Origin of the sequence: Psychrobacter immobilis (assembly GCF_904846185.1) — a bacterium.
Taxonomy (GTDB): domain Bacteria; phylum Pseudomonadota; class Gammaproteobacteria; order Pseudomonadales; family Moraxellaceae; genus Psychrobacter; species Psychrobacter immobilis_B.
In genome coordinates, this window is sequence record NZ_CAJGZQ010000031.1 from 17,744 (window position 1) to 39,138 (window position 21,395).

Here is a 21,395-nt window from a genome sequence, read left to right on the forward strand (position 1 = left end):
ATGATGACACACCCTAGTTTAGTCTATAAAAAAAGCCAGCTCAAAGCTGACTTAGTTTATGACTATCTATATGGGTGTTCTGTAACATGATTGCCTTAAGCGCGGCGCCATGTCGTGCCAGCACGGCTGTCTTCAAGCTCAATACCAGCATCTTTTAGCTGCTCACGTATCTCATCAGCACGCGCAAAGTTTTTATTGGTTTTGGCATCCGCACGCTCAGTGATTAAACCATCGATAGTGTCATCGGTTAAACCATCATCCGCCTTGTCACCAATCATTGCTTGCAAAAACTGTTGAACTGGCTGCTGTAAAATATTGAGTACCTGTGCCAATGCTTTGAGCTGCTCTGCTAATTGCCATGCAGTGTCTACATCTTCGGCTTTAATGGCTTTATTAATGTCGCGCGCCAGCCCAAACAATACACTGATCGCCGTTGAACTATTAAAGTCATCGTTCATGGCTTTGATGAAATCTTGTCCGGCACAGCTGCTATAAGCATCATTTATCAGCGCATCACTGACGACGAGCGCCTGCCCTTTTTGTTGTTCGGCCAATTTTAACGCATTATATAATCTGCTTAGGCTATTATGTGCTTCGTCCAATGCGTTATCAGAAAAATTGACTTGGCTACGATAATGGCTTGATAATAAGAAAAAGCGCACCGTTTCAGGCAGATATTTTGTCATCACGTCACGAATGGTAAAAAAGTTACCCAACGACTTGGACATCTTTTCACCATCGACATTAATGAAACCGACATGCATCCAGTTACGCGCATATTCACAGCCAGTCGCGGCTTCAGACTGCGCTATCTCGTTTTCGTGATGCGGAAATTGCAAGTCGTGACCACCGCCATGAATATCAAAGGTATTACCTAAGCACTTAGTCGACATCGCTGAGCATTCGATATGCCAACCTGGACGCCCTTGACCCCATGGTGACGCCCATTGCGGCTCATTGGGTTTTGCCGCCTTCCATAAGACAAAATCAAACGGATTGCGCTTATCATTTTCGACATCGACACGTGAACCTGCTTGCATCTCATCGAGATTACGCTTAGATAATTTACCATAATCTGCAAAATTATCGACGGCATAGTAGACATCACCATTGTCGCCAGCGTACGCATAGTCGCCTGTGACCAAGGTCTCAATCATTTGCTGCATATCATCAATATGATCAGTCGCGCGCGGCTCAGCGTCTGGCATCTCGCAGCCAAGAGCGGTTGCATCCTCGTGCATGGCTTCAATAAAACGCTGCGTTAACGTACCAATCTCTTCGCCGTTTTCGGTGGCACGAGCGATGATCTTGTCATCAATATCGGTGATATTGCGCACATAATTAACGTCATAGCCTAACTGAGCCAACCAGCGCACTACCATGTCAAAACCAACCATCACCCGCGCATGCCCAATGTGACAATAATCATAAACGGTCATACCGCACACATACATGCCTACTTGCCCTGATTTGAGTGGTACAAACTGACGTTTTCCGCCAGTCAGTGAGTCATGAATAGCAAGCTGAGACATCGCATCGGCAAGTGGTGTGGTCATGGTTAAAAAGCCTTTTAATATAAATGGAATAGATAAAATAAAAACGAAAATATAATCAATGTTTGGATATTAAACAGCACTGACTATGGTCGTTATAAATGTAAAAATAGCGGCAACATAAAACCTAACCCATTATCTTAGCGAAAACAGCCATAAAATACTACAATGAGCCCGCAACTAACATCATTCAATCATAAAAAACTGTTAAGGATTTAGATATGGGCAATCGTTTAAGCAAAATATATACGCGTACTGGAGATGACGGTAGCACTGGCATGGCAGACGGCAGCCGCGTCAGCAAAGCAGACAATCTATTTAGCGTAATGGGTGATATCGACGAGCTTAACTCACACATTGGTCTGGTACGCGCTCAATTACAGCATAATAAAGGGCAATCTATAGAGAAAGAATTTTCTCAAGCGTTAGTCATCATTCAGCATTTATTATTTAATATCGGTGGTGAGCTGGCTATGCCAGAATATGAAGGCGTCAATGCCACTCACATTACATGGTTAGAACAGCAAATTGATGCGATGAATACCACCTTGCCGCCGCTAAAAGATTTTATCTTGCCCACAGGTTCGGTATTGGTCAGCCAACTGCACGTTGCGCGTACGGTCTGTCGCCGTGCTGAGCGCCAAGCAGTGCTATTACAGCAAGAGCGACCACAAGCGATTCGCAGTACGGCCGTGAGCTTTATCAATCGCTTATCGGATTGGTTGTTTGTCGCTGCTCGCTTTTGTACAGATCCAAACAAAGTCTCTGAAGTTTTATGGGACAGTCAGGTATTACAAAAATTCGCTGATAAAAAATAATTGCGCAGGACTACTTCAGTGGACTAAAATGCTAAAACAACACCCTAGAATCAAGCCCTAGAATTAAGGTTTAGCATAAAATATAAAAAAGCCCGCAACCTTAACACTGCGGGCTTTTTATTGACTAATCGATACTATTCAGTAACGACAATATTATTCGAAAACAACTTAAATCTTACCAATTAGTAAGTAGCGCTGTCATCTTCAATAATGACCATATCGATACTTTCATCTTTAGGTACTGATTTCGGTACAGCTGGTGTGGCTGGGGTTTTAACTTCAGGAGTGGCTGACGCGCTGCTATCCGTATTACTACTGCTTGGATTGTTAATAGTCGGCGGCGTGGCAGGCTGAGTAGGACGAATCGGCTCAACTGGCTTGACTACTTGAGGCTGACGAACAGGTGCTGACTGACTGTCATCGTTTTGTGCTGCACGGCGCTCAGTGCTGCGCTGGGCGCGCTGCTCATCCATCGCTGATTTAAATACAGAACCTGCCATCACATCGGCGACCACAGTAATCAATGCTGGCTGCCCAGCAATACGTGTGCGTACTTGACCGCCTTGAGTACCAACGACATAGGTAAAGGCATCATCAACCAACATGTTATTATTGATACGGATGTTATTTTGCGCTAAGCGTGATTGTAGGCTCGGTAGATTGTTGGCTGCTTGTACTTGACTGGCTTGATACAAATCTTCGCTTGGTAACGTCATGCTCACGCTTGCCTGACAAGTCGTCATACCATTGTCATTGGCTGCTTGTAAAACTGCAGCATTTTGTACATCAATCACAATGCCGTTGGTTTTATTAGTGATAGCGCCGCTAGCGAGACTGATCTCTGCATCATTTGCGTAGTTGGCAGCCAGCGTTTGTGCTTGTTGATTGAGCGTGTTTTTCAGAGCCGTTTTGAGACGATCTTGTACCATTGGGTCATCACAGCTCACCGCAGTAGCTGCGGTGTTTTCAGTAGACGCAGACTCTTGCTCTGTGAGCTCTGCCGCCTCAGTGGTATCTTCCTTCTCTGAGCGATCACAGCCAGCAAGCGCTAAACCACATACCATGCCAATACCAGCCACTTTATACCACTTGCTCACGTTTTTATTTGCTACGCTCATATTTCTTTTGCTCCCAATTTACTAATACGTACCGCCACTGATGGACAGTGATTGATGTTCAAACCGCAACCCTAGCTGCCCTAGGTTTGAAAACCAGATTATTATACGGTGTTTAAATAAAATGTTCATTAGTGTAGCCCATGGATATACAAATAACGCCCCTCATTATAGGTAAAACCTGTACTTAGTTGCAAAAACATAACAAATACATACTTATGAATTCGCTGTAAATACGCTTTTAGACTATCGCTATCAACTAAGGTCTGTTGAATGTTTGACAGACAGTAAACCGATTCTAAAATTTCGCTCAGCTCATATCTATAAAGTTTTTGGATAAAAAGAACCACATAGTAATATTGCTTTATCGATCAAATTTTATTAGACGCTGTTGTTTTAGCAATATATGATTGAGCGTATCACTAACCAACCATATAAATTATGATAAATCTTGAAAACACGCTTTTATTGGGTCATCGCGGTGCGCGTGGCGAAGCATTAGAAAATACCTTTTCAGGCTTTGAGTACGCTCAACGTCTCAACACTCAGGGTCTAGCAGGGGTTGAGTTTGATGTACAACTGAGTGCGGATGGTCATTTAATCGTGTTTCATGATGACACGCTGCAACGCATGTGTGGTCAGCAAGCACGTGTTGATCAGTTGAATCTTACTGAGATTCAACGCCATTCGCAGTTTGGTCATCAGATTATCACATTAGGGCAGGTAGCGCCGTTGCTAAAGGGCTTTACTGATATTGAACTGGAGATTAAAACGCATGACCGTACTGATTACACTAAATTGGTACAAGCATTGACACGCAACCTCATCGATAGCCCACTTGCCAAACTACCCATTGTGCTGACCAGTTTTGATGTAGAGCTACATGCTCGCTTGCAACGTCATCCATTACTAAAGCATATCTCTCGCGGCTTGCTCATTCGCACACCTGAAGTCTTAATGACTGCGCCGAATACCGCCTTGCAACTTGGCTGTGTTCAGCTAGGTATCCACTATCCACTTATTAGTCGAGCAGTCATTAAACATAGCCACCATTATGGCTTGCCAGTGAGTGCGTGGACGGTCAATGATATTGACACGATTAAACAGCTGATCGCGTGGCAAGCTGACGTCATTATCACTGATTTTCCGAGTTATTTACTGCTGGGTTAATAAGCATCGCCTTCATTTGATTTATTTAAAATCATCTACATATCTACAGTGTTACTTACACTTCTCCTCAATGCCTGATAAGTCATCCATTATTTTCGTTAATACATTCCATAATCAATACAAGTTATTGTTATTTAGCAATATTTTTACAGTGTATAACTGTTCACTTTATTGATTTTTTAAGGTATCATATAGGCTTAAATTAATACCGCTAGGGATATTATATGATTGCAAAAAAAGCACTTGGCTTACCGCTTAAAGGCTTACGTTTCGCTATCAAATCTGGTGATACGCTTATCAAAGCCGCCAGCACTCAAGCCACACGTTTTAAGACACGTTTTGACGAGAGTAAAACTGCAAGCTCGCTTAATGAGCAGCCTGTTGCCAAACGCAACTACGCCCATGCTGCGGGAGAGCAAGATGTCTCTACTAAAGAAGACAGCATTGATATGCGCGAGTTTGAGTTTACAAAAGCGCCGATCAACTGGATTCCAGCGACTATCTTGGTAGCCACACCTATTGCTGCTGCGATCATTACACCATGGTATTTGTTTACTCATGATGTTAGCGCGCCAGTTTGGGGCGTATTTGGTGCCTTTATGGTATGGACAGGCATTAGTATTACGGCGGGTTATCATCGCCTGCTATCGCATCGTGCTTATAAAGCGCATCCGATCGTCAAAAACTTTTTATTGCTAGGTTCCACCTTTGCCGTACAAGGTTCAGCGTTTGATTGGGTTTCTGGTCACCGTACGCATCATCGTCATGTCGATGATCGCTTAGAAGACCCGTACTCAGCAAAGCGTGGCTTTTTCTTTAGTCACATGGGCTGGATGCTACGCAATTATCCTAGCGGTAAATTTGACTATAAAAATATCCCTGACCTAACCAAAGATAGAACGCTGCAAATTCAGCATAAATATTACGGTTTATGGGTTGCGGCATTGAACATCGGTGTGGTCGCTGCGATCGGTTGGTTATTGGGTGATGTTTGGGGTACTTTGGTCATCGTAGGCTTACTACGTCTGGTACTGACGCACCACTTTACCTTCTTTATTAACTCGCTATGTCATATGTTTGGCACGCGTCCTTATACGGATACCAATACTGCCCGTGATAACTTCTTCTTAGCTATCTTTACATGGGGTGAGGGTTATCATAACTACCATCACTTCTTCCAATACGATTATCGTAACGGGGTAAAATGGTGGCAGTATGATCCTACTAAATGGCTGATTGCTGGCTTGTCGAAGCTGGGCTTAACCAGTGAGCTACGTACCGTTGATGACACCACTATCAAGCATGCAGAAGTACAAATGCAATTTAAAGCGGCTCAGCAGCAAATCGATACAGCAGCAGTAAGCGGCATTGATCTTCCTCATGCGATGAAGAGCTTCCAAGACCGTATTAAGTTTGAATATGATGCCTTTATGCAGACTGTTGAAGAATGGCAAGCACTCAAAGCCAAAACGATTGAGCTGAAAAAAACAGAATATGCCGATCGCTTGCATGAAGTGGAAGATGAGCTAAAGCATGACTATGCCAAGATCGAACAAAAAATTCTTGAGCATAATAGCAATTTAAAAACTGCGTTTCGCTCGATTGGTATCAGTAAAAAAGCGGCATAATCGCTGATTATTAAACTGTATTTTATTACCTTTGTGATGAACGATAATTGTAAAGCTTCTCCTTCCCTCTATCTGCTACAGATAGAGGGATTTTTTTGCTTATCCTTTATAGATCGTGTCCAACATTGATTTATGAAAATAAAAAGGACAAGTGGAAGCAATATCTTTGTTTGATAGGCTAAATGCATTCAATATTGCTCATGGTTTTTGGGTGCGCTATTACAAGAGATGGACAGAGTGAAACGACGTAATATCAAGGCTATGCTATAGTGCTTTTATCGCCCCTACACTTTACTTATACTTCAAAAGCAGGAACGGCTTGTATGCGCTATCAAAATACCTATATCAATCTAGACACTCGCCTTTATCATGAGCAACCGCCGACGCCGCTGGACAATCCACGTGCTGGACACTTCAACATGCAAGTTGCGCAGCAGTTAGGCTGGACAGATGATGAAGATCTGATGACACATTGGGTAGAGATACTCGGTGGTCAATACGTGCCAGCGGATTTTAAGCCATTGGCCATGGTTTATGCGGGTCACCAATTTGGGCAATGGGCAGGTCAATTGGGTGATGGGCGCGGCTTGCTGATGGCACAAGTGCTCGATAACAATAATCAATTGCAAGACTTGCACCTTAAGGGTATTGGTCTGACGCCTTATTCGCGGATGGGTGATGGGCGTGCTGTCTTGCGCAGCACTATTCGCGAGTATTTATGTGGTCATGCCCTTACACAATTAGGTGTTCCTTCCTCTAATGCTTTGGGATTTGTTGTCTCCGATACGAGGGTGCGCCGTGAGCGCATGGAAGCAGGTGCGGCATTGATGCGCGTGGCTGACAGCCATATTCGCTTAGGTCATATCGAGTGGATTGCCAGCTTTGCTCCTGATTTGCTCGCTGAGTTCACCGATTATATGATCGATACTTATTATCCAGAGTGCCGTGATAGTGACGCTCCCATACTGACATTTTTAACCACGGTGGTTGAGCGAACCGCACGAATGATCGCTGACTGGCAACTGATTGGCTTTGCTCATGGCGTGATGAATACTGACAACCTCTCTATCACTGGTAGCACCTTAGACTTTGGTCCATTTGGTTTTATGGAGCGTTTTAATCCTGCTTGGATCAACAACCACTCTGATCATACTGGTCGCTACGCTTATCAGAATCAACCTGCTATTGGTCACTGGAATCTCAATGCTTGGCTGCCACATTTTATGCGCTTAGAGGGCGTAACGCGTGAGGCGTTAGCGGACTGTCTAGCGCCTTATGAGGCTACCTTTATGCAGCATTATCAGCAAGGATTGTGCCGTAGACTTGGGCTGCCGCATGCAAAAGAGAGTCTAACCTTGGCTTTCGAATGGCTAACCTTGTTAGAAGACAACTTGCTGGACTATACCAATAGCTTCCGTGCGCTACTCGGTTTGGTCGCGCCGAATGAGCACCATTATGAAGAGCAGCTATTGTCAATCATGACGAATGAGCTTAGCGATGATGCCCAGCAAGTCTGGCAAGATTGGTCGACTCGTTATGTGGCGCAAATACAGCAGCTGCCACTTGAGCAAGTTATCGATGATATGCAGCACAATAATCCTGTTTATGTACTGCGTAATAGTATGGCGCAGCGTGCCATCATGGCAGCAGAACAAGGACAGTTCGAAGAAGTGAGTCGAGTATTCGATTTACTGGCTAACCCTTATCAGGTACAAGCAATCGCTACCCTTCTCGACACGATGCCGCCTACCCCACATGCGCCGCAAATGCCGATTAGTTGCTCGTCTTAATGATATGTTATTAAACTGCTATTCTGTAATATTTTGAAACATTATGAGATTAAGGTTGATATTTAACCCTATTTTTTGGCATTATTAATTGGCTAAATAATGAATATCATTTTACTATATTATTCTCGCCGTTCACGGCAGCTGACTAGGCAGTGAATTGGCAATAGTGCTAGAATAACTATTCCACTAGATTACTTTTTTGGCTCAATGCTTAATCGCTAATCCTGACACTTTGAATTATTAACTGTTTAGCGTCACGTTGCCCTTAGAGGATTATTATTCCATGATTTTTTGAGGGTAAAACGTTATTTTTATCTCCATTTACTTTATTCCAATTTATTCTAACCATGGCAATTATTATGAATGACGATACCACTTTGAATACGGATAACCTTAGTACAGAAAAAGAGCAGTTTGAACAAGCTGCCTTACATTATCACGAGTTCCCACGTCCAGGCAAAATCTCTGTCACCCCTATTAAGCAGTTGGCAAACCAACGTGACTTAGCACTTGCCTATTCACCAGGTGTGGCAGTTCCTTGTCTTGAGATTCAAAGAGATCCGACGTTAGCGGCTAAATATACCGCCCGTAGCAACTTGGTTGGTGTTATCACCAACGGTACAGCGGTACTGGGTCTAGGTAATATCGGGCCATTGGCATCGAAGCCTGTAATGGAAGGTAAAGGGGTTCTATTCAAAAAATTCGCAGGTATCGATGTTTTTGATATTGAAATTGCACAAAATGATCCAGACAAATTCATCGAAGCTGTTGCCTCTCTTGAGCCTACTTTCGGTGGCATCAATCTAGAAGACATCAAAGCACCAGAATGTTTCAAAATTGAGCGTGAATTACGTAAGCGCATGAACATTCCAGTATTTCATGATGACCAACATGGTACGTCAATCATTGTTGCAGCAGCGATGCTCAACGCGCTATTGATTACTGGCAAAAAAATCGAAGAGATTAAAATCGTCTGTTCAGGTGCCGGTGCCGCCGCCATTTCTTGTTTAGATATTATTTGCGCACTTGGTGTAAACAAAAACAATATCTTTGTTTCAGATTCACGCGGTATCATTACGACTATCCGTGAAAATCTTGACGAAACCAAACAGCGCTATGCGCGTGAGACGACTGCGACCACTATCGACGAAGTGATGGATGATGTCGATATGTTCCTTGGTCTATCGATGCCTGGTACGTTATCTGAAGATATGGTTCGCCGTATGGCAAAAGACCCTATCGTCTTTGCACTTGCTAACCCAACGCCTGAGATCATGCCAGAATTGGCGCACGCCGTACGTCCAGATGTCATCATGGCAACGGGTCGCTCAGACTATCCAAACCAAGTAAACAACGCTTTATGCTTCCCTTATATCTTCCGCGGCGCATTAGATGTTGGTGCCACGACTGTTAACGAAGAGATGAAAGTTGCTTGTGTAAGAGCTATCGCTGCGATGGCACACGTTGAAGCAACGCCGACCACCAGCGCTAGAAACATTGAAAAAATGCAAAGTTTCGGTCGTGATTACTTGATTCCAGGACCTTTAGAGCCAAACCTAATCATCGAGATCGCGTCTGCGGTCGCTCAAGCTGCGATGGACTCAGGCGTTGCAACCTTACCTATCGCTGATATGCAAGCTTATCGTCAGCGTCTGTCTGAGTTTGTCTATAACTCTGCATTCGTGATGAAACCAATCTTTGCTCGCGCTAAAGCCGATCCAAAACGTATCGTTTACTGTGAAGGTGAAGACAATAATATCTTACTTGCTGTGCAAGTGGTCGTTGATGAAAAGCTAGCCCAACCTATTTTAATTGGTCGTCCTTCAGTCATCGAAGCCAATATCGAAAAACTAGGGTTACGTCTAAAAGATGGTGTGAACATCTCTATCGTCAATATCGATGACGATCCTCGTTATAAAGACTACTGGCAGGGTTACTACGAGAAGAACAAACGTCTTGGCGTGAGTATTGAACTTGCTCGTCGTGATGTTCGTCGTAAGACCACATTGATCGGCTCACTATTGGTCGAAAATGGCGCTGCAGATGGCATGGTATGTGGTACGTTTAGCCATTATCAGTTGCACTTAAAATATGTACAAAGCGTTATTGGCAAAAAAGAAGGTGTGAACGACTTCTATGCTATGAATGCGGTACTCATGCAAGATCGTAATATTTTCATCGCCGATACTTATATCCACGAAGATCCAACGGCTGAACAATTGGCTGAAATGACTGTCTTGGCGGTTGATCAATTACGTCGCTTTGGCATTACACCACGTGTCGCGCTCGTTTCTCATTCTAACTTTGGCGCTTCAAATCGCACCAGTGCTGTAAAAATGCGCAAGGTCTATGAACTGCTAACAGACATGAATGTAGACTTTGAATTCGACGGCGAGATGCAAGGTGACGCCGCGTTGAATGAACATATTCGTTTAAACAACATGCCATCAAGTCCATTAAAAGGTGCTGCAAATCTGCTCATCTTACCAACACTTGACGCCTCAAATATTGCCTTCAACTTACTCAAGACAGCAACTGGTAGTGCCTCTATTGGTCCTATTTTATTAGGTACTAGCAAACCGGTACATATTCTCACACCATCAGCAACTGCACGTGGTATCGTCAATATGACTGCTCTTTCCGTTACTGAAGCTCAAGATTTAGCGAGCGAAAATCAGTAATTCATCCTGCGCTACCTAGGTAGTATGTGTTATCGAGATGGTCTCTATTATTCATTTATAGAGACCGTCTGCTATACTAAAACCAGTCAATGCTATTAAACAGCGTTGGCTGGTTTTTTTTGCTTGTTATACATTGGCTAAGACGCAACGTAGCCTTATTCAATATCAGTCATCACTTGCTCAATAAAAATAAAAGATAGAGGCATTCATGCAAATTTACCTTGTCGGCGGTGCGGTACGCGATCAACTGTTAGCACGTCCTATTAAAGATAAAGATTTTGTCGTCGTTGGTGCAACTGTAGCAGAAATGCTTGATGCAGGGTTCCAGCAAGTGGGTGCAGATTTCCCTGTATTTTTGCACCCTAGTAGCCATGAAGAATACGCATTGGCACGCACTGAACGCAAAGAAGGCTTGGGGTATAAAGGCTTTAGCGTACATGCCAATCCTGACGTCAGCTTAAAAGAGGATCTACAACGTCGAGACTTGACGATTAATGCCATGGCGGTAGAAGTCACCAGCTTAACTGATGATACGCCTATCAACGGTGACGTCATTGATTATTATGGTGGCATGGCTGATATAGAAAGCAAAACCTTGCGTCATGTATCAGGTGCATTTAGCGAAGACCCTCTACGAGTGCTTCGAACCGCTCGCTTCTATAGCCGTTATTATGATCTAGGTTTTGTCATTGCTGATGAAACTTTGATTTTGATGCGCCAATTGGTTGACTCTGGAGAGCTTGCGCATTTAAGTGCAGAGCGCATTTGGCAGGAATCTAGCCGTGCAACGATGCAGCTATCGCCGCAGGTATACTGGCAACAACTGTTTGAGATTGGTGCGCTCACAGAATATTTTGCTCCACTACATCAAGCTTGGGCTAATACTCAGATACGTGAAACGGTACAGACTGCGCTATATTTCGCAGGGCAAATGAAATTGAACTTGTCACAACGTTGGACGCTATTAATGAGTAGCCTTAATTCATTTTTATTTACCTCAGAACATACAAATGAAAACGTGAATAAAGCAGTCAATATAAAAGGTATCAATGATATAGGCAACGCCGCTAAGGTACCAAAGGCACACACTCAATTTTCGACTCTCTTCGCTCAGCAAGCCACAAAGCTAAGCACAATAAGCCATTTAAGCGCGGCTGAAAAAATTGACCTCATACAAACTTGCGGCGCTCATAAAGAGCCTGATAAGTTATCGCAGCTATTAGTGACCAGCCACGTGTTGCAATTGGCAACACAACACCGTCAAATGATGCTAGCGCTGAATAGTTTTCATGCCATTAACATACAGGATATTGACTCAGAGCTAACAGGCCCTGCGATTGGCGCAGCACTCAGACAAGCCAGAATTGAGCACTTGCAAGCACGAAACCAATGTTAAGAAAATTTAAAAAGATGCAGCAGCACAATATCATTGACTCAATTCCTATGCAGCGTATAGGTCGACCTGACGAGATTGTCCATAGTGTGTTGTACCTAGTACAGGTTAATTATGTTACTGCTGAGATTATTACTGTTGATGGTGGTCGCAGCCTGATATTGGCTGGTGGTCATATTTGATAGAAAAGTAGAGCATCATAAAAAATATCTTGATTACTACCTATCTTTTACTTGAAAAATTAAAAAATTCAGGTATCATTGTCCGTCTAGCGTTAGGGCCCATAGCTCAGTTGGTTAGAGCAGAGGACTCATAATCCTTTGGTCGTAGGTTCAAGTCCTACTGGGCCCACCACATATTGAATCAGGCTTGTTCGCAGCGATGCGGCAAGCCTTTTTTTATGGGGTTTTACAAGATTTGCGAAAGTATAGGTATGTGGCGAACCATATAGAATATTGGTATATTTGTTGGTATAGATTATACCAACGTGGAGATATACCAACATGCCATTAACTCATACGATTATCAACAGACTAACCCCAAGTGAAAAATGCACCCCTAGCCGCCCTGACAAGCACAGTGATGGCGATGGCCTTCAACTGTGGGTAAGACACACTGGAAACAAAGTCTGGGTCAGTGCTTACCGCTGGCAAGGTAAACAGCAGTCACTCACTTTAGGTAAATATCCAGTAATCACATTACAACAAGCACGCCAGCGTAACCTAGAAATAAAGCAACAGATTAACGAAGGTATTAACCCTAAAGATAAGAAAAAAGAAAAGCTTGCTGAACAAGATGGTTCAAGGCTTTTTGATACTATTGCCCAGGCCTGGTATGCAGACCGCAAGACCTTTTTAGCCTCTAGTACGTTTAGCCGTAACTATTCAGCCTACATGCGTGACGTTAAACCAGTTATAGGACATAAGCTAATCGACGACATTACGTCACCTGATATTTTGACAATCGGTAAGCATATTGAAGCACGCGGCGCTAATGAAATGGCGCGACGAATTATGGCAGAAGTTGGACAGATATTTAAGCATGCTATTCGTACTGGTATGGCAACATCAAATCCTGCAGCAGACTTATCAGCAGCCATCAAACCGCATAAAACTAAAAACCACAGTCGCATTACTTCAAAAGAGTTGCCTCAGCTTTTAAGCGACATTGATAGTTACACAGGTCATATCATTGTTAAATTAGGTCTATTGTTTCTATGCTATACCTTCGTGCGCACTAATGAGCTCAGGTTCATGGAATGGTCAGAGATCGACTGGAACGATAAAATTTGGCGTATACCTGCAGACAAAATGAAGATGGATAGACCTCACATTGTGCCTCTTGCACCACAGGTCATAGATATATTACAACAAATTAAAGAGCTGAATTTTTCAGAGCGGTATGTATTCTACAACCCTTCAACTCGCAAACCTTACAGCCAAAATGCGTTTATAAATGCTTTATACCAGATGGGCTATAAATATAGAATGACGGGGCACGGATTCCGAGGGCTGGCAAGTACTACCCTTCATGAGCAGGGGTTTATGCATGAAGCTATTGAGTTACAACTGGCTCATGAACAAGAAAATAAGATTAGTAAAGCATATAACGGTGCTCAGCATTTAGACTATCGTAAAGATATGATGAAAAGATGGGCAGCCTATATAGATGCTGATATATAAATACAATTGACTGTACATCTATTAAATTAGTTCTTAACCCTTCTTAGAATTTGACGGAATCTTTAAGCTGAAAATCGTTTTTTAAAGAAACCTCTTTATATGCTAAGTTAAATTTCAACCTGTCTTTGTAAATTATGTAAAGTTCAAACTTTAAGGAAAAATATGTCTGATGACACTAAACCTTTCTTCACTATAGAAGAAGTTAGAAAATATCTAGCTGCAACAAATGATAGGGCATTTAGTAATGATGAAGCTATTATGCGCTTAATCAATACAAATCAACTTACGCCATATGTCAAATACAAAGGATTAGTCAGCTTTGTAACTCAAAGTATCTCAATGAATAGAGAGTCAACAATAAACTCTTTAACCAATACTATCAAAAAAGAGATGACTAAATTAGAAGTTGGAGAATTGACTGAGCCGCATTACTATGATTCTGCGTTAAACGTAGATAGCATTATATATTTAGTTAAAAAACTTTTATCTTCTTTTGAGGACAAGTTTGCTACTAAAACAGCTGGAGCAAAATTGTTTACTGAAGGAGTGTTTAAATTATCCCCTCTAAACATTGTACAATCTGCGTTAGGAATCGAAGTTATTCTAGGTGATCAGAGACCTGTTTCTCAAGCTATATGGTTTGACTTAAACGACTCTGGTTTGAATGATGACGAAATAGAAGGTTACATACTATATGCAATTGAAAGTGATGAAAATCAAAGCGTGAATTTAGAAAAGAACTGTGAGTTACTATTTGCGAAGCATGATTTACTATACATTCTTAGTATTATAAAAAATAGTCACTTCATTCCTAAACTAGAATCGGAGCTATCATCTGCAAGTAGAACTATCAGTCAGCAACATAAAGAGATAGAGACACTTAAAAAAGAATTGAGAAAATCTCAGTCTCAACAGCCAGAAAATGATGTCAAAGATAGTGTCTACTCATTGATATTAGTTCTTAAAGATTTGTTACTAAACCCTGATATTAATGCATATCATTTCAAAAGCGATAGCCTTAAGAGCACAGGTGAACCGACTCAATCTGGCTTAATTCAGCATATTATAAATGAGAAGATTCCAAAACTTGGTAAACGAAATATTGAAGATATTTTTGCTAATGCTAATAAAAACGACAAACAATAAAATTTGCGATTTAGTGATCGCAACTTGCGATGACATATTTAACGTATATCACTATCATTCCATACTTACCGCAGCATGTCGCTGCCGTAAGTATGGAGAAATAAAATGTACGATCAATATAAACATAATGACTGTAACGAGTCATTAAAAAACGAGTTAATTAGTACGTTACCTGTCCAGGGCATGTCACGAGCAAAAACCATCCTTCCTTTTTTACCATTTTCGAGAACGACTTTACATGAGTGGAGTCGTGATGGTAGGTTTCCTGCCAGCATAAGACTGTCTCCAACCGTGGTGGCCTGGCGAAACTCTGAGGTTCTAGCATGGATTGAGAGCCATTCTACGTCTTCTAATGATAAGGAGGCATAATCATGAGTAAAAACAACAAGGTTACACCTCCTGAGGCAATTGATGAGCGATCAGTTGACCCAATAAAAAAGCCAAGCATCCTGCAAGATGCTAAGCTTTCAGAAACTACTACAGATGACATAGACCAGCCATCATTAGATATTTTACCACAAAATGTGCCGAAAATTAGCTCAGAGGAAGCAAAAGCCATTATTAACAATATAGCTAAATTGCCAGAGCTAGATTATCAGCTAGCACGAATTGATACTGCTAAGTTCTTAAATGTAACATTAAAGGCGTTTGATCAATTGGTGAAAAGCGCTAGGAATAAATTAGACGTTGGAAAAGATGAATGTTTAGTTGTTTATACTCAGCCAAGCTCAGAACCAGTATTAAATATTGCTTTAATAGTTAGTCTAATATATCAGATAATAGAAGATCATATCGCTTGCACTGATGCAGTTAGAGTGGCTGCTACATTATGGATACTAATGACATGGCTTATTCCAGCAAGTGATATTTTACCTATTGCTTGGATTAATGCTCCGGAAAAGCGTTGCGGTAAAAGTACGCTTTTAAAACTAATGAGCCGTTTGAGCAAAAAGTCGCTATCAACATCTAACATCACAGGGCCAGCACTATTTCGTTGCATTGAAGCCTATGAACCAACATTATTCATTGATGAGGTTGACACGTTTCTCAATGATGATGAGGGCATACGAGGTGTACTAAATGCAGGTCATAGTCGTGATGGCTCAAACATTACGCGCTGTTTTGGTGATGATCACCAATTAATAACATTCAATGTTTATAGTGCTAAAGCGATTTCCGGTATTGGCAAAATTCCTGACACGCTAATAGATCGCTCAATATCGCTCACGCTACGCCGTAAAATGAAAAATGAGACAAAAAAACGAGTGCGTGATCTGTCTGTAGATACTACTAACAAAATCCAATCGCAGCTTGCTAGGTGGTCTAATGATAATATGGCAGCTGTCAAAGCAGCAAAGCCAGTATTACCTACTTATATCAACGATCGGGCACAGGACAACTGGGAAATTTTGCTGAAAATAGCTATGATATTAGGTGATGATTGGCTGGAAAAGGCTCATAATGCTTGTATCGAAATTTCTGGTATTGAAAGCGATGAACCTAGTTTAAATGAGCAGCTCTTAGCCGATATTGAAATCGTTTTTAATCTATATGGAACCAACAGGCTTTTAAGTAGAGACTTGCTTGCAGGATTATGTAGAGATCCAGAGATGATCTGGTCAACTCTAAATCATGGCAAGCCTATAACTTTACATCAAATTGCTAAAAGACTAAGTGAATTCAAGATTTCATCTAAGGATATGAGGACGCTTGACCTACGCGGTAAGGAAGTACGAGGTAAAGGTTACGATATCAATGACCTTAATGATGCTTTCACACGTTATTTATCGTAGCATTACTCCCGATTTTAAAGCGTACACAAAGGATTGAAATCTGTTTAATACAGTTTTCAGTCCTTTTCTTTTGTCTAACCCTATTGAAGCTAGCCTATATGAAATTTGGAGCATGTTCTAGGGTGTGTTGACATATATAGAATAATTGATAATCATAGTGTTATGACTAGATTAACCCTAAGTGATGCCCAGTGGGCAAAGATAGCACCGTATTGTTCAGGTAAAGAGACCGATGTTGGTAGAACAGCGGTAAATAATCGACTATTTATCGAAGCTGTTCTATGGATTGTCCGAACAGGTAGTCCGTGGCGAGACTTACCCCCTGAATTTGGTAACTGGAACAGTGTTTATAAGCGCTACCGTCGATGGGTAAAAAGCGATAGATTCAGCAAGCTATTTAATGCTCTGAATGACTCAGATTTAGAGTATGCCATGATTGATGGCACTATTGTTAAGGTACATCGTCATGGACAAGGCGCAAAAGGGGGGCTTGTCATCAGGCAATTGGCAAATCAAGAGGCGGTATGACCACTAAAATCATGGCAATGGTTGATGCATTAGGCAACCTTGTTGATTTTACTTTATTGAAAGGACAACAGCATGACATGGCTGGCGTTAAACCTTTAATTAAAGACAAAGAGTTTGGTGCATTGCTTGCTGATAGAGCCTTTGACACGGATTGGCTACTGCTAGACTTAGAAGAGCGTGGTAGCAAAGCGGTCATACCCCCTAAAAGCTCTCGTTTAAAGCAACGAGATTTCGATAAAGAAATGTACAAGTGGCGTCACTTAATCGAGAACTTCTTCTGTAAGCTGAAAGATTTCAAGAAAATTGCCATGCGTGCTGAAAAAACGGATGAGTCGTTTGCTGCTAATATCTATTTAGCAGCGACGATTATCCATTTACGGTAATTGCCAACACACCCTAGCGTTATTGCGAGCAAATTCTGATGTAAATAATAAGGTAAGTAGTTAAATAAATAGTAATAAATAACGTTAAACCAAGGATTTAGCGTCTATATTAAAAAAGTTATTTAGTAAGATTGAAAAAGCCAACGTCCTATTATCAAAGGACGTTGGCTTTTTAGTCTGTATAAACAAGCTGGAATTTATCTACATTTGAACGATTAATTTAGCGCGGTTAAGGTTTGCTCAAACGCTGCGCGCCCGATTTCACCCACTTGTTGATTGACCAATTGACCGTCTTGATAATACAGCAATGCTGGCGGACCAAATAGTTTATAACGCGCTAAGATTGCTTTTGAATCCGCTGTAGTCTCTGTGATATCAAGTTTGACCAATTGCCAATCTTGCATTTGCGCAGGACGATTATGAAATAAGTTTTTATCCATAATCCGGCATGCAATACACCATTCGGCGGTGATAAAGACCAGAACTTTAGGATTGGCGGCGACAATAGTGTCTAGCTCAGCCAGCGTAGTAACAGTTTTATCTGTTGCATTACTCATGGCTGGTTGATCAGCAGTTGTCTGCAGCACCGGAACCGCAGTTAGGGAGGCAAGCGGATGCAAGCTGTCGTCATTGCCCAATGCGGCGCCGACGATTAAACACGTCGCCCAAATACCAGCGATTAAGCCTAGCGCTTGGGTCAGCATCCGACCTTTGCCTAGCCAGCTCCACGCCCACATCGCCACGACCATAAACCACAGCGCCCAAACCATCAGCATCACAGGCGAGATAAAGACGCGTTCAATTAATAACAATGCCACGGCAAAAAGCAACAAAGCAAAGCCCTGCTTGACCCAATTCATCCACTCGCCTGCTTTTGGCATGATTTTACCTTGGGTCGCGCCGATTAAAATAAGCGGCGCCGATAAACCAAAACCGAGCATAAATAAAGCCGCAAAGCCAAGTAATGGACTTCCAATCGTTGATACAGCAAGCAGCGCCCCAAATAAGGGTGCCGAAACGCATGGCGATACCACGAGTGCTGATAAGAATCCCGCAATTAAACTGCCACCCGTACTACCAAGTTTGCTATCCCCCGCTTGGCTTAGACCCTGCATTTTACTACTGATGAATCTTGGCAGACGAATGCTAAATACGCCCAACATATAAAGGGCTAATAAGACAAAAACGATGGCAAACCCAATTAAAATAATCGGATTTTGTAGCCAACCGATAATGCCTAACGATTCGCCAAATACCGCAATGACCGCGCCTAAAATACCATAAGCGATGGCAACACCAATAGCGTAGCTGGTCGTTAAAATAACACCGCGTTTTACCGTTGGATTGTCTTCACGCGCGACGATATTGGCAACAATCGGTAGCATCGGTAACACGCATGGCGTCAATGCCAAGACCAACCCTGCCAAGAACAATAACACCAATGCCAACCACGGATGCGAAGCTAAGCCAAAAGGGTCACTATTAATGGCGTTATCAACGACAACGGTATTGTTTGTTGCAGCAGCATTATTTATGACAGCGTCATTGTTCGCTGCTTCACTTGTGACATTATCGCCTACCACTTCTTCATCGGCTCCAGAGATGGTATTGATTGCACCAAGCTCTGCATCTAACGCTTCGTCATCTAACAATGCATAATCAATCACCTCGTCATCTGGCGTAGTTTGCTCTGTAGCAAGACGATCAGTATCAGTCGCCTCTGTAGATGCTTGCGCAGTTTCTGCATTGCTGTTATTGCTCGCAGAAACTGTAGCAGTGCTACTTGAACTATTGGCTGCCGATTGTGACGCAGCAATTTTGACCGTGGTTTTTATTTTCTCCGGTGGATAACAAAGTCCTGCTTTGGCACAGCCTTGCCAACCTATCGTTACAGCGGCATTATTTATCGCCTTGCCATTACTACTGCTCAAAACGGTGCTAGCAACCATATTGGCTTGGTCAAAGACCAATACTTGACCAAAGGTCGGATCATCTATGGAGACTGGCTTTTGGCTAAAGCTAAAAGGTGCAGCGCTCACGCCAGCAGGCAACGTTAGCTTAATTTGGTCTTTATAAACATAGTGCTCAGGCGTAATGTCAAAGTTAATGGCTAAGCGCGTGCCATTATTGACAGGTTTACTACTGCTACTGACCTGAAACGCTTCATCAACAGGCAAAAATTTCGGTTGGGTCGCGCTTTTATCACTGCTAAATAAATCGCCCAATCCTGCCGCTTGCGATGCCACTGGCACGGCCGTCAGCCCAGTCGCTGCTAGCCCTGTCAATAATGAACCCGCGCTGAAAGCGAACGCCAACAGATAAGATTTTTTCGACGATTTATTTTGCGTTAATGACGGAGACTTTTCTGCGCTCTTAAGGGACATGAAGGGCTACCTATTATTTCCAATATTCGAATTGACCAATTCACTGTCTGTATGGACTTGTCTATTTACAACCCCAGTTCGGGATAAGCCACATTGTAACTCATTGGTACTATTTACAATGTTGCTACCTGTCCCTGCTGAGGCATATTTTTGATGGTGGGTTTATAGGGAAACCAGCAATAAGCAATCAAACCTGACAGCAAGTTTGTAATAAAACCCGTGACACTACGATGGCGTGAGTGTTCGATTTGGCACAAGTTTTTAAGCTCTCCAAACACCGTTTCAACCAAAGAGCGATGATTGAGTAGTGCCTCATCCATCGGCTTGAGTAATTGGGGTTTCATATTACGCCGAAGTTTGGTTATCAGCCTAGTATCACTGTGTTTTGTGAGCCACTCGTTTAGGGCTTTACTGATATAGCCTCTATCACCAAATAGTTTTCCAAATAAAGACGTTGCCATATCCTTAACTGGCGCTCTATCATCCGTATTGCCCGCAGTGACTTTAACAGATACAAGCTCGCCCTTATAATTGATAATGGCGTGCAGCTTAAAGCCGTAAAACCAGCCCATGCTGCTTTTGCCTCGGGTTGCAAGTCCTTCAAAGACTTTATGACGGTAGATACGTTTGTTATGACAAACTGCTATCTTGGTTGAATCAATATAGCTGATACCCGTACAGTCGCCCATCATGCTTTGCAAGTAGCTGCACAGTGGCATGATACTGCGCGGCACAAGCTCTATAAATCGCGAGTAGCTCGGCAGGTTTGGAGACTCCCGTTTCATCATGCCAAGCATGTGATGGTAGTAAAACGCCTTAAACTGTCGATAACGTAATTGATGAAACAGTATCAAGATGGTCATAATCTCTGCTACACTTATCTGGCATGCTCTTAGCCGTTGACGGCCCGTTGCGATTAAATGAGCGTCAAACTCAGGTTTGAATTGCTGATAAAAGTCGTCAATATGGCAGTATAGTTCGGTTAGGTTGTCCATGTAAGAAGTCCTTGTTGTGAAGTTTGTCTTGGTAAACTTACTTTAGCAACTTCGGACTTCTTTTTTTATCTTTTTTTTGAGCCCTTATCCCGAACTGGGGTTATATTATATACAACATACTACAATATACTATTAAGGGATACAAAATCATGGTGAGCTATGCTGAAGAAACCGTAGAGATAAACTTGGTAAACTAAGCGTATTGACAGGAGTTTGTTATGACCAAGAAAGTAAGAACCTACAGTGACGAATTTAAAGCCGAGGCCGTCAAGAAGATATCAGACAATAATGGCAATATCTCAGCCACTGCAAAGCAGCTTGGCATTGCCATGCAAA

Annotated in this window: 17 protein-coding genes and 1 tRNA gene; 14 read left to right on the forward strand and 4 right to left on the reverse strand. The window is 42.3% G+C overall.

From position 1 onward, the window contains the following. Positions 1–95 precede the first annotated feature (95 nt). Positions 96–1,556, reverse strand: coding sequence for a cysteine--tRNA ligase (gene cysS, locus JMW94_RS13590; RefSeq protein ID WP_201604754.1), 1,461 nt, complete (start codon positions 1,554–1,556; stop codon positions 96–98). 218 nt (positions 1,557–1,774) lie between these two features. On the opposite strand from cysS, the gene JMW94_RS13595 reads away from it, so the two are divergent. Beyond that, complete coding sequence (locus tag JMW94_RS13595; protein WP_045446323.1) at positions 1,775–2,371, forward strand: cob(I)yrinic acid a,c-diamide adenosyltransferase; 597 nt, start codon at positions 1,775–1,777, stop codon at positions 2,369–2,371. 182 nt (positions 2,372–2,553) lie between these two features. On the opposite strand, the gene JMW94_RS13600 is transcribed toward JMW94_RS13595, so the two are convergent. Continuing rightward, positions 2,554–3,489 (reverse strand): hypothetical protein, encoded by a 936-nt coding sequence (locus tag JMW94_RS13600; protein ID WP_060491225.1) that lies wholly within the window; start codon positions 3,487–3,489, stop codon positions 2,554–2,556. 438 nt (positions 3,490–3,927) lie between these two features. Here JMW94_RS13600 and JMW94_RS13605 point away from each other — a divergent pair, with 438 nt between their 5' ends. From JMW94_RS13605 to JMW94_RS13660, 12 genes are all read left to right on the forward strand, one after another. Beyond that, positions 3,928–4,656 (forward strand): glycerophosphodiester phosphodiesterase, encoded by a 729-nt coding sequence (locus JMW94_RS13605; protein ID WP_201604755.1) that lies wholly within the window; start codon positions 3,928–3,930, stop codon positions 4,654–4,656. Positions 4,657–5,105: 449 nt separating this feature from the next. After that, the gene (locus JMW94_RS13610) at positions 5,106–6,284 is read left to right on the forward strand and encodes an acyl-CoA desaturase (protein ID WP_201604763.1); all 1,179 of its coding nucleotides are present in this window, start codon (positions 5,106–5,108) and stop codon (positions 6,282–6,284) included. Between the two features lie 323 nt (positions 6,285–6,607). After that, positions 6,608–8,074: a protein adenylyltransferase SelO gene (locus JMW94_RS13615; RefSeq protein ID WP_201604756.1), complete on the forward strand. Its 1,467-nt coding sequence runs from the start codon at positions 6,608–6,610 to the stop codon at positions 8,072–8,074. Positions 8,075–8,433: 359 nt separating this feature from the next. After that, positions 8,434–10,755: an NADP-dependent malic enzyme gene (locus tag JMW94_RS13620; RefSeq protein ID WP_060491229.1), complete on the forward strand. Its 2,322-nt coding sequence runs from the start codon at positions 8,434–8,436 to the stop codon at positions 10,753–10,755. A 208-nt stretch (positions 10,756–10,963) separates the two neighbouring features. Beyond that, entirely contained in the window at positions 10,964–12,151 is a 1,188-nt protein-coding gene (locus tag JMW94_RS13625) for a tRNA nucleotidyltransferase (protein ID WP_201604757.1), read from the forward strand. After that, positions 12,145–12,330: an SDR family oxidoreductase gene (locus JMW94_RS13630; protein ID WP_201604758.1), complete on the forward strand. Its 186-nt coding sequence runs from the start codon at positions 12,145–12,147 to the stop codon at positions 12,328–12,330. The genes JMW94_RS13625 and JMW94_RS13630 overlap by 7 nt, the downstream gene beginning before the upstream one ends. A gap of 95 nt (positions 12,331–12,425) precedes the next feature. Then, positions 12,426–12,502, forward strand: a tRNA-Ile gene (locus JMW94_RS13635). A gap of 149 nt (positions 12,503–12,651) precedes the next feature. Further along, entirely contained in the window at positions 12,652–13,830 is a 1,179-nt protein-coding gene (locus tag JMW94_RS13640; protein ID WP_199508360.1) for a tyrosine-type recombinase/integrase, read from the forward strand. Positions 13,831–13,992: 162 nt separating this feature from the next. After that, positions 13,993–14,976 (forward strand): hypothetical protein, encoded by a 984-nt coding sequence (locus JMW94_RS13645; protein WP_199508361.1) that lies wholly within the window; start codon positions 13,993–13,995, stop codon positions 14,974–14,976. A gap of 183 nt (positions 14,977–15,159) precedes the next feature. Continuing rightward, positions 15,160–15,345: a helix-turn-helix transcriptional regulator gene (locus JMW94_RS13650; RefSeq protein WP_227685536.1), complete on the forward strand. Its 186-nt coding sequence runs from the start codon at positions 15,160–15,162 to the stop codon at positions 15,343–15,345. 2 nt (positions 15,346–15,347) lie between these two features. Next, positions 15,348–16,769, forward strand: a complete 1,422-nt coding sequence (locus JMW94_RS13655) for a DUF3631 domain-containing protein (RefSeq protein ID WP_199508363.1) — start codon at positions 15,348–15,350, stop codon at positions 16,767–16,769. Between the two features lie 162 nt (positions 16,770–16,931). Continuing rightward, a protein-coding gene (locus JMW94_RS13660) for an IS5 family transposase (protein WP_201604759.1) occupies positions 16,932–17,680 on the forward strand; the annotation gives its coding sequence in 2 pieces (ribosomal slippage) (positions 16,932–17,262 and positions 17,262–17,680; 750 coding nt in all). A 215-nt stretch (positions 17,681–17,895) separates the two neighbouring features. Here JMW94_RS13660 and JMW94_RS13665 read toward each other — a convergent pair. Beyond that, the gene (locus JMW94_RS13665; RefSeq protein ID WP_201578571.1) at positions 17,896–20,064 is read right to left on the reverse strand and encodes a protein-disulfide reductase DsbD domain-containing protein; all 2,169 of its coding nucleotides are present in this window, start codon (positions 20,062–20,064) and stop codon (positions 17,896–17,898) included. Between the two features lie 113 nt (positions 20,065–20,177). Beyond that, positions 20,178–21,059 (reverse strand): IS982 family transposase, encoded by an 882-nt coding sequence (locus JMW94_RS13670; protein ID WP_201604760.1) that lies wholly within the window; start codon positions 21,057–21,059, stop codon positions 20,178–20,180. Positions 21,060–21,277: 218 nt separating this feature from the next. Between JMW94_RS13670 and JMW94_RS13675 the strand changes: the two genes are divergently transcribed. Further along, a partial coding sequence (locus JMW94_RS13675) for a transposase (protein WP_201604294.1) occupies positions 21,278–21,395 on the forward strand: 118 nt, incomplete at its 3' end.

Excerpts from the sequence above, each read along its gene's own strand:
- cysS (WP_201604754.1), bottom strand. The coding sequence starts at position 1,556 with ATGACCACACCACTTGCCGATGCGATGTCTCAGCTTGCTATTCATGAC.
- JMW94_RS13595 (WP_045446323.1), top strand. The coding sequence starts at position 1,775 with ATGGGCAATCGTTTAAGCAAAATATATACGCGTACTGGAGATGACGGT.
- JMW94_RS13600 (WP_060491225.1), bottom strand. The coding sequence starts at position 3,489 with ATGAGCGTAGCAAATAAAAACGTGAGCAAGTGGTATAAAGTGGCTGGT.
- JMW94_RS13605 (WP_201604755.1), top strand. The coding sequence starts at position 3,928 with ATGATAAATCTTGAAAACACGCTTTTATTGGGTCATCGCGGTGCGCGT.
- JMW94_RS13610 (WP_201604763.1), top strand. The coding sequence starts at position 5,106 with ATGCGCGAGTTTGAGTTTACAAAAGCGCCGATCAACTGGATTCCAGCG.
- JMW94_RS13615 (WP_201604756.1), top strand. The coding sequence starts at position 6,608 with ATGCGCTATCAAAATACCTATATCAATCTAGACACTCGCCTTTATCAT.
- JMW94_RS13620 (WP_060491229.1), top strand. The coding sequence starts at position 8,434 with ATGAATGACGATACCACTTTGAATACGGATAACCTTAGTACAGAAAAA.
- JMW94_RS13625 (WP_201604757.1), top strand. The coding sequence starts at position 10,964 with ATGCAAATTTACCTTGTCGGCGGTGCGGTACGCGATCAACTGTTAGCA.
- JMW94_RS13630 (WP_201604758.1), top strand. The coding sequence starts at position 12,145 with ATGTTAAGAAAATTTAAAAAGATGCAGCAGCACAATATCATTGACTCA.
- JMW94_RS13640 (WP_199508360.1), top strand. The coding sequence starts at position 12,652 with ATGCCATTAACTCATACGATTATCAACAGACTAACCCCAAGTGAAAAA.
- JMW94_RS13645 (WP_199508361.1), top strand. The coding sequence starts at position 13,993 with ATGTCTGATGACACTAAACCTTTCTTCACTATAGAAGAAGTTAGAAAA.
- JMW94_RS13650 (WP_227685536.1), top strand. The coding sequence starts at position 15,160 with ATGTCACGAGCAAAAACCATCCTTCCTTTTTTACCATTTTCGAGAACG.
- JMW94_RS13655 (WP_199508363.1), top strand. The coding sequence starts at position 15,348 with ATGAGTAAAAACAACAAGGTTACACCTCCTGAGGCAATTGATGAGCGA.
- JMW94_RS13665 (WP_201578571.1), bottom strand. The coding sequence starts at position 20,064 with ATGTCCCTTAAGAGCGCAGAAAAGTCTCCGTCATTAACGCAAAATAAA.
- JMW94_RS13670 (WP_201604760.1), bottom strand. The coding sequence starts at position 21,059 with ATGGACAACCTAACCGAACTATACTGCCATATTGACGACTTTTATCAG.